This window comes from Stenotrophomonas sp. S39 (genome assembly GCF_016624665.1).
GTDB lineage: Bacteria > Pseudomonadota > Gammaproteobacteria > Xanthomonadales > Xanthomonadaceae > Stenotrophomonas.
The window spans coordinates 123,482-136,298 of record NZ_JACVTT010000002.1; the positions used below are offsets into that span (position 1 = coordinate 123,482).

The window sequence follows — 12,817 nt, forward strand, 5'->3', positions numbered from 1 at the left end:
ATGGACGCGGCCCGCCAGCGGCCGGCACACCGCGCGCTTGCCGCGCTGCTTCCCGCCGTCGTCGCCGCCCTGCTGTTCACCGGCTGCACCACCGGCAGCCGGTCCACGGCAGAAACCTTCCGGCTGATCACCCATCGCCCAGCCCAGGCCACCGCCGAGGGCGTGGCCAGCAACCGCTTCCCGCAGCTGCAGGTGGACACACCTGACATCGTGGCCGTCGCCGTGCTGGGCTACGTCGATGGTGGCCGCCAGCAGTGGTATGCCGGCGCGCATGCCGTGTTCGAGCTGGACCGCCACGGCCTGCTGCTGGGAGGCAGCGGGCTGGGGCAGCAGTGGCGCGCGCGCATCGACGGCCCCTCGCCGTTCGACGACCTGCGCAGCGTGACCACGCCGGTGAAGGTGCAGCGCCGCTATGACTGGGTTCCTGCGTACCAGGTCGACGTGGCCGTGACCGGCACCCTGAGCCGTGGCGCACTGGAGGAAGTGAACATCCTCGGCACGCGCCGCACCCTGCAGCGTTACGACGAACAACTGCAGGGCGGCATGCACGGCCGCAACGTCTACTGGGCCGATCCGGCCACCGGCTTCATCTGGAAGAGCCGCCAGCATCTGGCGCCCGGCCGTGTCGCGGAGCTGACCCAGCTCAAACCCTATCGCCCGGCCAAGGACTGAGCCATGACGTTTCGACTTTCCGGCCCGGTGATCATCGCCGCGTTGTTTGCAGCCAGCGCCGCCCAGGCAACCGAGGTGCGAATCGAAGGCGCGGCCGCGGCGGCCGGCACGCGTGAGCTGCCGGCCAACGCGCGCCTCGCCGACGCCCTGCTGCTGGCCCGCCCAAGCGCTGACGCCTACCTGCTGGGCACCAGCTTCGAGCGCCCGCAGGCCATGGAAGACCAGGTGCGTCTTCGCGCTGGCCTGCAGTACGGTGCCGGGCAGCTGGCAGAGGCCAGCGACACACAGCTTTCGGCCTTGGCGCAGACGTTGCAGGCGTGGCTCGACGCACATCCGGCCACCGGGCGCATGCCCATCGCCAGTTCCGCGCGCCTGATCCAGGTCCAGCCCGCGAACAATCCGGTGCTCGCCAACGGCGATACGCTGCGCTTCCCGCAGCAACCGCGCACGATCACCGTGATGGGCGCGGTCGGGCAAGCCTGCGTCCTGCCCCACGTCCCGCAGCGTGATGCACGCGACTACCTGCGTGACTGCCGGCCCAGCGCCCTCGCCGACCGCAATGACATCTTCGTGATCCAGCCCGACGGGCGGGTCCAGCAGCTGGGCATCGCCCTGTGGAATCGCGCCGATCCGCAGGCCATTGCTGCCGGCGGCACGCTGTTCGTGCCGCTGCGCGCCCCGCTCCTCAAGCGCCTCGATCCGCTGTTCAACAGCGACTTCGCCGCGTTCATCGCCACCCAGCCTGTCAGCCCGTGATGACCCAGCCCTGTACGCGCGCGCGCCTGGCGCGCCCCGCCCGTTTCGCGCTGAGCGCGCTTGCCCTGTCACTGTCCTGCGCACTGCATGCCCAGGAAGCCCCGCCGCCCACTGCCAGTGAATGGGGCGGCATCGGCCTGCTGCAGACCCCGACCGCACGGATGGCTGATGATGGCGACCTGAGCTTCACTGCGTCCTACAGCGCTCCGTACGCGCGCTACAACCTGACGCTGCAGCCGTTCCCCTGGCTGGAGACCTCCTTCCGCTACATCAACGTCAACAACCTGCTGTACGGCCCAAGTGTCGCCGGGGATCAGCACTACAAGGACAAGTCCATCGATTTCAAGCTGCGGTTGTGGCAGGAGTCGCGCTTGCTACCGGAAGTCGCCTTCGGCGTCCGAGACCTAGGCGGTACCGGCTTCTTCTCCAGCGAATACATCGTCGCCAACAAGAACTTTGGCCCTATCGACGCATCGCTCGGTTTCGCTACAGGCTACCTCGGCAATCGAGGGGACTTCTCCAACCCGCTTGGTGCAATTTCTGATCGCTTCAAGGATCGCCGTCCAATCGCCAACAGCGACATTACGAACGCAGGCAAATTCGGCCTCAGCAACATGTTCAAGGGCCCGGTCGGCATTTTCGGTGGTATTACCTACCAGACGCCGATGGACGAGCTGCTACTGAAGGTCGAGTACGACGGCAACGACTATCGCCGCGAACCGCGCGGCAACAACCTGCGCCAGCGCACGCCCATCAACGTCGGCCTGGTCTATGTCCCGAACCGGAATGTCGAGCTGACCGCCGCTTGGGAGCGCGGTGACGCGGCGATGTTCTCGCTCACCCTGCGCGGCAACCCGGGCAACACGCCTGCAGCACCGAAGCCGTTCGACCCGCCGCCGCAGCGACTGCTGCCCGCGACCGCCGTCGCCGAGCAGCGCGCAGCCGTCGCCAGCAGCGACGCCTCCGGTGCCGGCGACGCACCCGCCACCAGCACCGACTGGGCCGCGGTCACCGCCGAACTGCAGCGCAATGCCGGCTTCCGTGTCGAGCGTATTTCGCGCCGCGGCGACGAGCTGTACATCGACGGGTACCAGACCCGCTACCTGCATGCCTCCAAGGGCCTGGGGCGCGCCACGCGAATCCTTGCCAATGCGACCGGCGATGACTACGACTGGTTCACCCTGCGCACCACCCGCGTGGGCATGCCGATCGCAGATCTGTCGATCAACCGCGAAGCGTTCGCCGGCTACCTCGATGGCACGGTCAGCGAAGACGTCCTGCGCCGGAGCACGGAACTGCAGGCGCCCGACGCGCGCGCGCGGGAGACGCTGTACAAGCCCAAGCGCAGCCCCTTCGGCGGCGGTTTCAACGTCGGCTACCGGCAGAACCTGGGCGGCCCCGATGGCTTCATCCTGTACCAGGTCGCAGCCAACTACACCGGCAGCCTGTTCCTGCGCGACAACATCTGGCTGACCGGCACCGTCAGCGCCGATATCACCAACAACTACCACAAGTTCAAGTACAACGCGCCCAGCCGCCTGCCGCGCGTGCGCACCGATATCCGCCAGTACCTGACCACCTCCGACGTGATGCTGCCCAACCTGCAGGCCAATATCGCCGGGCGACTGGCGCCGGACCTGTATGGCATTGCCTACGCCGGTTACCTGGAGTGGATGTATGCCGGCGTCGGCGGCGAACTGCTGTATCGCCCCAGTGGCGAGCGCTGGGCGGTGGGCGCCAACCTCAACCGGGTGCAGCAGCGCGACTACGACCAGCACTTTGGCCTGCGCGACTATCGCATCACCACCGGCCATGCCACGTTCTACTATGCGTTCGACGCCCAGCAGCGCGTCATCGGCTCGCTGTCGGTCGGCCAGTACCTGGCCGGCGACAAGGGCGCCACGCTGGACCTGGCCCGCGTGTTCGACAACGGCGTGACCATGGGCGCCTATGCGACCAAGACCAATGTCTCGGCACGCGACTTCGGCGAAGGCAGCTTCGACAAGGGCATTTACTTCAGCATTCCGCTCGACGGCTTCCTGCCACGCTCCACGCGCGGCCGTGCAGCCTTCAACTGGAACCCGCTGATCCGCGACGGTGGCGCCATGCTCGGCCGCAAGTACGGCCTGTACGGCATGACCGGTGACCGCGACGAGCGCTTCTTCTACGACAACCTGCGCAACGTCGGCGAATGAAAAAAGCCGGGGGCCTGACGGCTCCCGGCTTTCTGCCTGCAGCGCGCCTTCAGCAGGCGCGGGCACTCAAAGGTAGCGGACCCAGCTCTTCACGCCTTCATCCATCAGCGTGTAGACGTGTTCGAATGCCGCCCGTTGCTGGCGATACGGATCGGGAATCTCGCGGTCGGACTGCCACTTGCCCAGCAGGAAGGTCTTGCCCGACGCCTCCGGCGCGATCTCGATGATGCGATGGACGTGCTTGCGCTCCATCACCAGCACCAGATCCGAGGCCCCCAGGATGCTGCGGTCGATCTGCCGCGCACGATGGCTGCTGCCATCCAGGCCATGCTCGGTCAACAGCGCCTGCGCGATCGCATCCACGCCATGGTTGACCAGGGCCCCCAGGCCGGCCGAGGACACCGTGATGCCCTTGCCCTGCACTGCCTCACGCAGCATCACTTCAGCCGACGGACTACGGCAGATGTTGCCGACACACACAACCAGAATATTCTTGAACACGGACAACGGCTTCCATCTGCTCTTCAGTACATGAAACGCAGCACCCGGCCGCTGCTGCAGACCGGGCGCTTCCACGCGGGCACGGCCGGCACATCGCCGGCGACAGCCTCGGTGCCTAGTATGCCGATTTCTGGCCCAGTACCTTGAAGGCCGTCATCACAATGATGCGCACATCCAGGGTCGGACTCCAGCGGCGGATGTAATCGATGTCGTACTGCACGCGCTTCTTCATCGAGCGCAGTTCGGGGGTCTCCCCGCGCAGCCCGTGCACCTGCGCCCAGCCGGTGATGCCCGGCTTCACGTAGTGGCGGTGCATGTAACGGTCGATCAGCCGCTCGTAATGGTTGTTGTGCTGCACGGCGTGCGGCCGCGGCCCCACCACCGACATGCTGCCACCCAGCACGTTGAAGAACTGCGGCAGCTCATCCAGGCTGCTGCGGCGCAGGAAGGCGCCAAAGCGGGTGACACGCGGATCGTTGCGGGTGGCCTGGGTGATCTTGTCCGAGGAACCTTCCGCATGAACCCGCATCGAGCGGAACTTCAGCATCGAGAACTCCTTGCCTCCCAGGCCATGGCGGCGCTGGCGGAACAGCACCGGGCCAGGCGAGCTCAGCTTCACACCGATCGCCAGCACCGCAAACACCGGCGCCAGTGCAATCACTGCCAGCCCGGCGACAAGGATGTCCTCAACGCGCTTGGCCAAGCGGAAATTGTGGTCCGACAGCCCCTGGCGCACACCGATCATCGGCACGTTGCCGACCTGGTGCACGCCCGGATTCAGCGTGCCCCAGCCGGTGGTGTCAGGAATGAGCCGCACCGGCACCGGGAAGCGCTCGATCTGCTTCAGCATCGCCTTCATGTCACCGGCGTCGCCCGGGGTCATCGACACCCACAACTGGTCGAATTCACCGCGATGCTGGTCCATGTAGCGCGGCAGGTCACCCAGCGCACCCAGGCAGCGGGGCGCGTCGCCACCGCGACGTACCGCCAGATCGCCCTGGGCGGAGAAGTAGCCGATCACTTCCTTGCCCAGCTCAGGCTTGCCGCGCAGCAGGCGGTGCAGTTTCAGCCCGGAAGAGCGCAGGCCGACCAGCAGCACGCGCTCGCGATCCAGGCCGCGCGAACGCAGTCGATGCAACTGCACCCGCAGCGCCACGCGCGTGCCGATCATCAGCATCAGTCCCGCACCGAACCAGCCGAGCAGCCAGCGCGTAGGCACGGAACCTGCCATGTCGACAAGCACCGCATAGACCGAGAACAGCGCGAAGGACGCGGACCAGGCCAGGAACAGCACCCACAGATCGGTGATCAGGCCGCGCGCGCGCCAGTTGCGGTACACGGGCGCGATCATGAAACAGACCATCGCACTCAGCAGCAGCGCGCCGAATACGACACGCTGGGATGGGCCCGGCACGGCCGAACCATAAAACATGAGATGAGAGAGAACGGCGGTGAGCGGGACGACCGCAAGGTCCCCCAGGCGCAATGCCAGTTCAAGTGCAGCGCGGGCCTCTACGCGGCGGCGCGCCCGGCTGGGGTGGCTGGAAAGGCCTTCTACGGATCCATGTAGCACAAAACATCTCCTCAGACGATTCCGCGGATCCGGACATGATCCCCAGCAGCACCGATCTCCCCAGCCGGTGCACACATTTGATTGCGGTTTGATTGACTTCGTCCCGATTGTGTCCGAACTCCGTCACAAAAGATAGCCGCCATCTGGCAATCATTTGACGCGATCCGCAAAGTAAGCGAGACATAGGGCACTGATTTCTATCACTTTCGCCTCGCCAGACCCGTTCTGAAATCGTGACGCAGGCCCGTCAAGCCTTTGGCGTCACCACCCCGCACTGCACCAAGCCCGGCCACATCCCTCTGCTACCATCGCCGGCTCAGTCCGCCGCGTCCCCCACCTGCCCGCGGCGGCACCAACTACGTAACGAAACACAGGAGTCTGCATGTCTTCCGAGCTGCTCAAGTCCCTTGGTCTGGACGCGATCAACGCTGGCACCTACCTGGGCAACGGGGAATGGTCCAGCGCCACCGGCGGTGAGCTGATCACCCCGGTCAACCCGACCACCGGCGAGCCGATCGCGCAGGTCCGCGCCACCACCGAGGCCGAGTACGAGACGGTCATCACCCGTGCGCAGGAGGCCTACAAGACCTGGCGCACCACCCCGGCCCCGCGCCGCGGCGAAGCCGTGCGCCTGTGCGGCGAAGCGCTGCGCAAGAACAAGGACGCCCTGGGTTCGCTGGTTGCCCTGGAAATGGGCAAGAGCAAGCCCGAAGGCGACGGCGAAGTGCAGGAGATGATCGACATCGCCGATTTCGCCGTGGGCCAGAGCCGCATGCTGTACGGCTACACCATGCATTCGGAGCGCCCCGGCCACCGCATGTACGAGCAGTACCACCCGCTGGGCCTGGTCGGCATCATCTCGGCCTTCAACTTCCCGGTCGCGGTGTGGAGCTGGAATGCCTTCCTGGCCGCCATCTGCGGCGACATCTGCATCTGGAAGCCGTCCAACAAGACCCCGCTGACCGCCATCGCCTCCATGCGCATCTGCAACGACGCGCTGCGCGAAGCTGGCTTCCCGGACATCTTCTTCCTGGTCAACGACGCCGGCACCGCCCTGTCGGAGAAGCTGGTGGACGACCGTCGCGTGCCGCTGATCAGCTTCACCGGCTCGACCCAGGTCGGCCGCACGGTCAATGAGAAGGTCGCCCGCCGCCTGGGCCGCTGCCTGCTGGAACTGGGCGGCAACAACGCCATCATCCTGGACGAGACCGCCGACCTGAAGCTGGCCGTGCCGGGCATCGTGTTCGGCGCCGTCGGCACCGCCGGCCAGCGCTGCACCACCACCCGCCGCCTGATCGTGCACCGCTCCATCTACGCCGACGTGCTGGCCACCCTGGTCAAGGCCTACAAGCAGGTGGAAGGCAAGATCGGCGACCCGACCGATGCCGCCAACCTGATGGGCCCGCTGAACAGCGACGGCGCCGTGCAGCAGTTCCTCGATGCCATCGCCCAGGCCAAGGCCGCCGGCGGCACGATCGAAACCGGTGGCACCCGCATCGATCGTGCCGGCAACTTCGTGCTGCCGGCCATCGTGTCGGGCCTGAAGAACAGCGACGCGGTGGTCCAGCACGAAACCTTCGCGCCGATCCTGTATGTCATGCCGTACGACAGCATCGATGAGGCCATCGACATGCAGAACGGCGTGCCGCAGGGCCTGTCGTCCTCGATCTTCACCCAGAACCTGAAGACCGCCGAGAAGTTCCTCTCGGCTGCCGGCAGCGACTGCGGCATCGCCAACATCAACATCGGCACGTCCGGTGCGGAGATCGGTGGCGCCTTCGGTGGCGAGAAGGACACCGGCGGTGGTCGCGAGTCGGGTTCGGATGCATGGAAGGTCTACATGCGCCGCCAGACCAACACCATCAACTATTCGGACTCGCTGCCGCTGGCCCAGGGCATCAAGTTCGACCTGTAATGGCGAACATGCCGGACATGGCTATAGGTCGGATCCCCGCAGGGGCTCCGACCCTCGACTTCAGCGGCCGCCGCGTGCTCATCGCCGGCGGCAGCAAGGGAATCGGCCGTGAACTGGCGCTGGCATTTGCCGGCGCCGGTGCAGCGGTGTCGGTCTGCGCCCGCGGCCTGCCCGGGCTGCAGGCATTGCAGGCCGATGCCCAGGCACACGGCACGCCCCTGCACGTGTTCACCACCGACCTGGCCGACACCGGCCAGATCGGCGGCTGGCTGCAGGCCTCCGCCGACGCACTCGGCGGCATCGACGTGCTGGTCAACAACGCCACCGGCTACGGCATGGCCGATGACGAAGATGGCTGGGCGGCAAGCCTGCAGATCGACCTGATGGCCGCCGTGCGTGCCTCGCGCCTCGCGCTGCCCTGGCTGCGGGCTTCGGCGGATGCCTGCATTCTCAACCTGTCCTCGATCGCCGCCCAGCAGCCCCGCCCCGGCGGTGCCCCCTATGCGGCGGCCAAGGCCGCGCTCTCCCACTACACCACGTCGCAGGCGCTGGCCCTGGCAGCGGACCGCATCCGGGTCAACGCCATCGCGCCGGGTTCGATCGAGTTTGCCGACGGCCTGTGGGACCGTCGCCGCGTGGAAGATCCCGATCTGTACCACGCGACCCTGGCCCGGATCCCGTTCGGCCGCTTCGGACACCCGCGCGAGATCGCCGATGCCGCGCTGTTCCTGTGTTCGCCGCTGGCGCGCTGGATCACCGGGCATGTGCTCAACGTGGATGGTGGCCAGGTGCTGATGGGCTGAGTCTGTAGAGCCGAGCCCATGCTCGGCTGCTTTTGCGGCAATGGAAAGCAGCAAGGCCAGCCGAGCATGGGCTCGGCTCTACTCGATGCTGGCGGCCTGGTCTCGAGCATTGACCGGCGCCGCGCTGCTGCCCATGGGCTTGGCGGCCCGCAGGCACTATCATGTGCGCACTGCCAAGGAGGACCCCCATGAGCGTGGCACCCCGACAGACAAGTGCCCTGGCCGTCCTCAGCCTGGTGCTGGGCATCGCCAGCTGGACCGTGCTGCCCTTCGTGGGCAGCCTCGTCGCCATCATCACCGGGCACATGGCGCGCGGCGAGATCCGCCGCCGCCCCACCGAGCTGGAAGGCGACGGTCTGGCCCTCACCGGCCTGATCCTGGGCTGGTTGAACGTGATCATGCTGGGCCTGGGCCTGCTGGTCATCGTCCTGTTCTTCGGCGGCCTGGCCTGGCTGGCCGCGATGTCGAACTGACGGCCATGAGCGCGTCAGACAGCACTGAACGCTTCAGCAGCCGGGTCGCCGACTATGTGCGCTACCGCCCGGATTACCCGGCTGCGCTGATGGACTGGCTGCACGGCCCGATGGCGGTGCCCGCCTCTGCCCGGGTTGCCGACATCGGCGCCGGTACCGGCATTTCCAGTCGTGCCTTCCTGGCCGCGCGCCATCCTCTGCTCGCGGTGGAACCCAATGCCGCCATGCGCGCCGCAGCCGAACAGTGGCTGGCGCCGCAGTACCCGCAGTTCCGCGCCGTCGATGGCCGCGCCGAAGCGACCGGGCTGGCCGACGCCAGCGTCGACCTGGTCAGTGCCGCGCAGGCCTTCCACTGGTTCGACACCGTGGCCGTGCGCGCCGAATGGCAGCGCATCCTGCGCCCCGGTGGCATGGCGCTGGTCTACTGGAACTCGCGCCTGCTCGATGCCAGCCCGTTCCTCATCGGCTACGAGCAGCTGCTGCTGGATTACGGCACCGATTACACCGCTGTGGCCGAGCGCTACCAGGACGATGCCACCATGCAGGCCTGGTTCGGCCCCGGCCTGCGCGGGATGATCGAGCTGCCCAATGTGCAGCATCTGGACTTCGACGCCCTGCGCGGACGCCTGCTGTCTTCTTCCTACGCACCGCAGCCGGGACACCCGCGCCATGCGCCGATGCTGGCTGCGCTGCAGGACCTGTTCAACGCCCATGCGGTGGATGGACAGGTCGCCTTTGAATATCGAACCCGAGCCTTCCTCGGCACGCTGGACTGAACCGACGCATGTATTCGCTTGCCCGCCCCTTCCTGTTCTCGCTCGACGCCGAGCGCGCCCACGGCCTCGGCCTGTCCGCACTGGACCTGGCCTACCGCACCGGCACCACGCCGCTGCTGGCCGCACGCATCGCGCCGATGCCGAGCACCGTGTTCGGGCTGACCTTCCCCAATCCGGTCGGCCTGGCCGCCGGCCTGGACAAGAACGGCGAGCACATCGATGCACTGTTCGCGCTGGGCTTCGGCTTCGTCGAGATCGGCACCATCACCCCGCGCCCGCAGGACGGCAATCCCAAGCCGCGCCTGTTCCGGCTGCCGGCACACCAGGCCATCATCAACCGCATGGGTTTCAACAATGCCGGTGTCGATGCGCTGGTGCGCAACGTCGAGCGCGCGCGCAACCGCCGCGGCCTGCTGGGCATCAACATCGGCAAGAACAAGGACACCCCCAACGAGCAGGCAGTCGATGACTACATCATCTGCCTGGACAAGGTGTACCCGTTGGCGGACTACATCACCGTCAACATCTCCTCGCCCAACACCGCTGGACTGCGCGAACTGCAGGAAGAAACCGCGCTGCGCCTGCTGGTCAGCCAGCTGCGCGACCGCCAGGAAGACCTGGCCGCGCAGCACGGCCGCCGCGTGCCGATGCTGGTGAAGGTGGCCCCGGACCTGAGCGAGCGCGATATCGATGCCGCCGCGCGCGTCCTGGGTGAGCTGCAGGTGGACGGCGTGATCGCCACCAACACCACCATCGATCGCAGCGGCATCGCCGGCGATCCGCTGGCCAGCGAAGCCGGCGGTCTGTCCGGCGCACCGGTGCTGGACCAGTCGACGCTGGTGCTGCGCCGCCTGCGTGCGCGCCTGCCCGAATCGGTGCCGCTGGTGGGCGTGGGCGGCATCCTCTCCGGCGCTGACGCGGTGGCCAAGATGGCTGCCGGCGCCGCCCTGGTGCAGTGCTACAGCGGCCTGATCTATCGCGGCCCGTCGCTGGTGTCCGATTGCGTGGAAGCGATCCGTCGCCGCCGCGAAGCGCCCAGCCGTGGCGCGGTGGCGCCGCTGTGAGCGCGCCCATGGACAGCCACGACACCTCCGCCGCACCGCTGCGCTGGACCCTCACCTCGAATGCCCCGCTGCAGGCGTTGAACACCTTCCACGTGCGCGCCGAGGCGGCGCAGCTGCTGGAACTGCACGACCCCACCCTGCTGCCGGACGTGCTGGCCCTGCCCAGTGTCGCCACTGGCCCGCTGCTGGTGCTGGGCAGCGGCAGCAACGTGCTCATCGCCGACGACCTGCCGGGCACGGTGCTGGTGTTCGGCAACCGCGACATCAGTTTCCTGGAACACCGTGCCGACCACGCAGTGATCCGCGCCGGTGCGGGCGTGTCCTGGCATGGCCTGGTGATGTGGTCCCTGCAGGAGGGCCTGTCCGGCCTGGAAAACCTCGCGCTGATCCCCGGCACCGCCGGTGCCGCGCCCATCCAGAACATCGGCGCCTATGGCGCGCAGGTGGGCGAGTTCATCCAGACCGTGGAAGCCTGGGACTGCCAGGAGCAGGCCTGGGTGCGGCTGGACAACGAACAATGCGACTTTGCCTACCGCGACAGCGTGTTCAAGCAGCAGCCGGACCGCTACCTGATCACCGCCATCGAACTGAAGCTGCCGCTGCTGCACGACCTGCGCATGGATTACGCCGGCATCCGCGAGGAACTGCAGGCTCAGGGCGTGGAGCTGCCCAGCGCGGTGGACGTGGCCAACGCGGTCATCACCATCCGCCGCCGCAAGCTGCCCGACCCGGACGTGCTCGGCAATGCCGGCAGCTTCTTCAAGAACCCGGTGCTGCCACTGGAACAGGTGGAGGTGCTGCAGCAGCACTTCCCCGAACTGCCGGTGTTTCCGGCCGAGCGCGATGACCAGCGCAAGGTCTCGGCAGCCTGGATGATCGAATCCTGCGGCTGGAAGGGCTTCCGCGACGGCGACGCCGGCGTGGCCCCCAGCCATGCCCTGGTGCTGGTCAACCATGGCAACGCCAGCGGCGCCGAGCTGCTGGCCCTGGCCCGGCGCATTTCCGCATCGGTGCTTGAGAAGTTCGGCGTGCCGATCGAACCGGAGCCGCGCCTGCTCGGCGCCCAGTGGTGAACGCCAGCACCCGGCCGCCGCTCGCCACCCCGGCGCGGGCGGCGCTGCTGATGCTCGCCAGCACGATGGCCTTCGGCCTGATGGCTGTGGCCATCCGCTACGCCACCCGTTACGTGCCGACGCAGGAAGTGGCGTTCTTCCGCAACGCCTTCGGCCTGCTGGCGCTGCTGCCGATGCTGCTGCGCCCGGGCCGCGCACCGCTGAAGACGCAGCAGCTGCCGCGCTACTTCGTGCGCAGCGCGATCGGCCTGGGCTCGATGCTGTGCGCGTTCTGGGCCCTCGGCCACCTGCCACTGGCGCAGGCGGTGTCGCTGTCCTATTCCACGCCGTTGTTCGTCACCATTGCCGCCGTGCTGTGGCTGGGCGAAACCGTGCGCGTGCGCCGCTGGGCTGCCGTCGTGGTGGGCTTCATCGGCGTGCTGGTGATCGTCCGGCCGGGCACTGCGGGATTCTCTGCGGGCAGCCTGATCGCGGTGGCCGCGGCGCTGCTCAGTTCGCTGGTGGCCATCCAGATCAAGCAGCTGACCCGCGTGGACAGCGCCGACACGGTGGTGCTGTACACCTACGTGTTCTGGGTACCGTTGTCGCTGGTGCCGGCGATGTTCGTCTGGGTCTGGCCCAGCGGGCTGGCCTGGGTGTGGCTGGTGTCGACCGGCGTGATGGGCACGGTCGGCCAGCTGCTGTGGACGCGCGCGTTGCGCCTGGGCGAAGTATCGGCCCTGACCCCGATCAGCTTCCTGCAGCTGCCGCTGGTGACGTTGTGCGGGTGGCTGCTGTTCGATGAGAGCGTGGATCGTTGGACGCTGATCGGTGCGGGCATCATCCTGGCGGCGAATGCGTACATCGCGCACCGTGAGGCGGTGTTGGCACGACGGGCCGCGAGCGTAGCAGCGACGGCGGCGGCCAAGCCGGCTGAGTAGGGGGTTGCTGGGCAGGGCTGCGCCCCCGACAGTTCCCTGGTGACGGTTGGTGGGTGCCGACCGTTGGTCGGCACATCTGTCAGATATCGAATGAAT

12 protein-coding genes are annotated in these 12,817 nt (G+C 67.5%); 10 read left to right on the forward strand and 2 right to left on the reverse strand.

Annotated features, from left to right (window positions below):
- Genes IAE41_RS02100 through IAE41_RS02110 form a run of 3 tightly spaced genes read left to right on the forward strand, consistent with a single transcriptional unit; the run spans position 1 to position 3,623 of the window.
- Positions 1–672 carry a YjbF family lipoprotein gene (locus IAE41_RS02100; protein WP_234458231.1) on the forward strand — a complete coding sequence of 224 codons (672 nt, stop codon included), beginning with the start codon at positions 1–3 and terminating at the stop codon, positions 670–672.
- A 3-nt stretch (positions 673–675) separates the two neighbouring features.
- A complete protein-coding gene (locus tag IAE41_RS02105) occupies positions 676–1,428 on the forward strand; it encodes a capsule biosynthesis GfcC family protein (RefSeq protein WP_108759374.1) in 753 nt (250 codons plus the stop codon).
- Positions 1,428–3,623: a YjbH domain-containing protein gene (locus IAE41_RS02110; protein ID WP_200731886.1), complete on the forward strand. Its 2,196-nt coding sequence runs from the start codon at positions 1,428–1,430 to the stop codon at positions 3,621–3,623. Before IAE41_RS02105 ends, IAE41_RS02110 begins: the two co-directional genes overlap by 1 nt.
- Before the next feature lie 66 nt (positions 3,624–3,689).
- Here IAE41_RS02110 and IAE41_RS02115 read toward each other — a convergent pair whose 3' ends face one another.
- Positions 3,690–4,124, reverse strand: a complete 435-nt coding sequence (locus tag IAE41_RS02115) for a low molecular weight protein-tyrosine-phosphatase (RefSeq protein WP_200731887.1) — start codon at positions 4,122–4,124, stop codon at positions 3,690–3,692.
- A 115-nt stretch (positions 4,125–4,239) separates the two neighbouring features.
- A complete protein-coding gene (locus tag IAE41_RS02120; protein WP_200731888.1) occupies positions 4,240–5,697 on the reverse strand; it encodes an undecaprenyl-phosphate glucose phosphotransferase in 1,458 nt (485 codons plus the stop codon).
- A gap of 382 nt (positions 5,698–6,079) precedes the next feature.
- Here IAE41_RS02120 and IAE41_RS02125 point away from each other — a divergent pair, with 382 nt between their 5' ends.
- From IAE41_RS02125 to IAE41_RS02155, 7 genes are all read left to right on the forward strand, one after another.
- Positions 6,080–7,612, forward strand: coding sequence for an aldehyde dehydrogenase family protein (locus IAE41_RS02125; RefSeq protein WP_200731889.1), 1,533 nt, complete (start codon positions 6,080–6,082; stop codon positions 7,610–7,612).
- 17 nt (positions 7,613–7,629) lie between these two features.
- Positions 7,630–8,415, forward strand: a complete 786-nt coding sequence (locus IAE41_RS02130) for an SDR family oxidoreductase (protein ID WP_234458232.1) — start codon at positions 7,630–7,632, stop codon at positions 8,413–8,415.
- A 188-nt stretch (positions 8,416–8,603) separates the two neighbouring features.
- Entirely contained in the window at positions 8,604–8,888 is a 285-nt protein-coding gene (locus IAE41_RS02135) for a DUF4190 domain-containing protein (RefSeq protein ID WP_200731891.1), read from the forward strand.
- A 5-nt stretch (positions 8,889–8,893) separates the two neighbouring features.
- Positions 8,894–9,664 carry a class I SAM-dependent methyltransferase gene (locus IAE41_RS02140; protein WP_200731892.1) on the forward strand — a complete coding sequence of 257 codons (771 nt, stop codon included), beginning with the start codon at positions 8,894–8,896 and terminating at the stop codon, positions 9,662–9,664.
- Positions 9,665–9,672: 8 nt separating this feature from the next.
- A complete protein-coding gene (locus IAE41_RS02145) occupies positions 9,673–10,728 on the forward strand; it encodes a quinone-dependent dihydroorotate dehydrogenase (RefSeq protein ID WP_200731893.1) in 1,056 nt (351 codons plus the stop codon).
- Between the two features lie 8 nt (positions 10,729–10,736).
- Entirely contained in the window at positions 10,737–11,801 is a 1,065-nt protein-coding gene (gene murB / locus IAE41_RS02150; protein WP_200731894.1) for a UDP-N-acetylmuramate dehydrogenase, read from the forward strand.
- A 50-nt stretch (positions 11,802–11,851) separates the two neighbouring features.
- Positions 11,852–12,721, forward strand: coding sequence for a DMT family transporter (locus IAE41_RS02155; protein WP_200731898.1), 870 nt, complete (start codon positions 11,852–11,854; stop codon positions 12,719–12,721).
- The last annotated feature ends 96 nt before the right edge of the window (positions 12,722–12,817 follow it).

Coding starts and splice junctions, on each gene's coding strand:
- IAE41_RS02100 (WP_234458231.1), top strand. CDS start 1: ATGGACGCGGCCCGCCAGCGGCCGGCACACCGCGCGCTTGCCGCGCTG.
- IAE41_RS02105 (WP_108759374.1), top strand. CDS start 676: ATGACGTTTCGACTTTCCGGCCCGGTGATCATCGCCGCGTTGTTTGCA.
- IAE41_RS02110 (WP_200731886.1), top strand. CDS start 1,428: ATGACCCAGCCCTGTACGCGCGCGCGCCTGGCGCGCCCCGCCCGTTTC.
- IAE41_RS02125 (WP_200731889.1), top strand. CDS start 6,080: ATGTCTTCCGAGCTGCTCAAGTCCCTTGGTCTGGACGCGATCAACGCT.
- IAE41_RS02130 (WP_234458232.1), top strand. CDS start 7,630: ATGGCTATAGGTCGGATCCCCGCAGGGGCTCCGACCCTCGACTTCAGC.
- IAE41_RS02135 (WP_200731891.1), top strand. CDS start 8,604: ATGAGCGTGGCACCCCGACAGACAAGTGCCCTGGCCGTCCTCAGCCTG.
- IAE41_RS02140 (WP_200731892.1), top strand. CDS start 8,894: ATGAGCGCGTCAGACAGCACTGAACGCTTCAGCAGCCGGGTCGCCGAC.
- IAE41_RS02145 (WP_200731893.1), top strand. CDS start 9,673: ATGTATTCGCTTGCCCGCCCCTTCCTGTTCTCGCTCGACGCCGAGCGC.
- murB (WP_200731894.1), top strand. CDS start 10,737: ATGGACAGCCACGACACCTCCGCCGCACCGCTGCGCTGGACCCTCACC.
- IAE41_RS02155 (WP_200731898.1), top strand. CDS start 11,852: ATGCTCGCCAGCACGATGGCCTTCGGCCTGATGGCTGTGGCCATCCGC.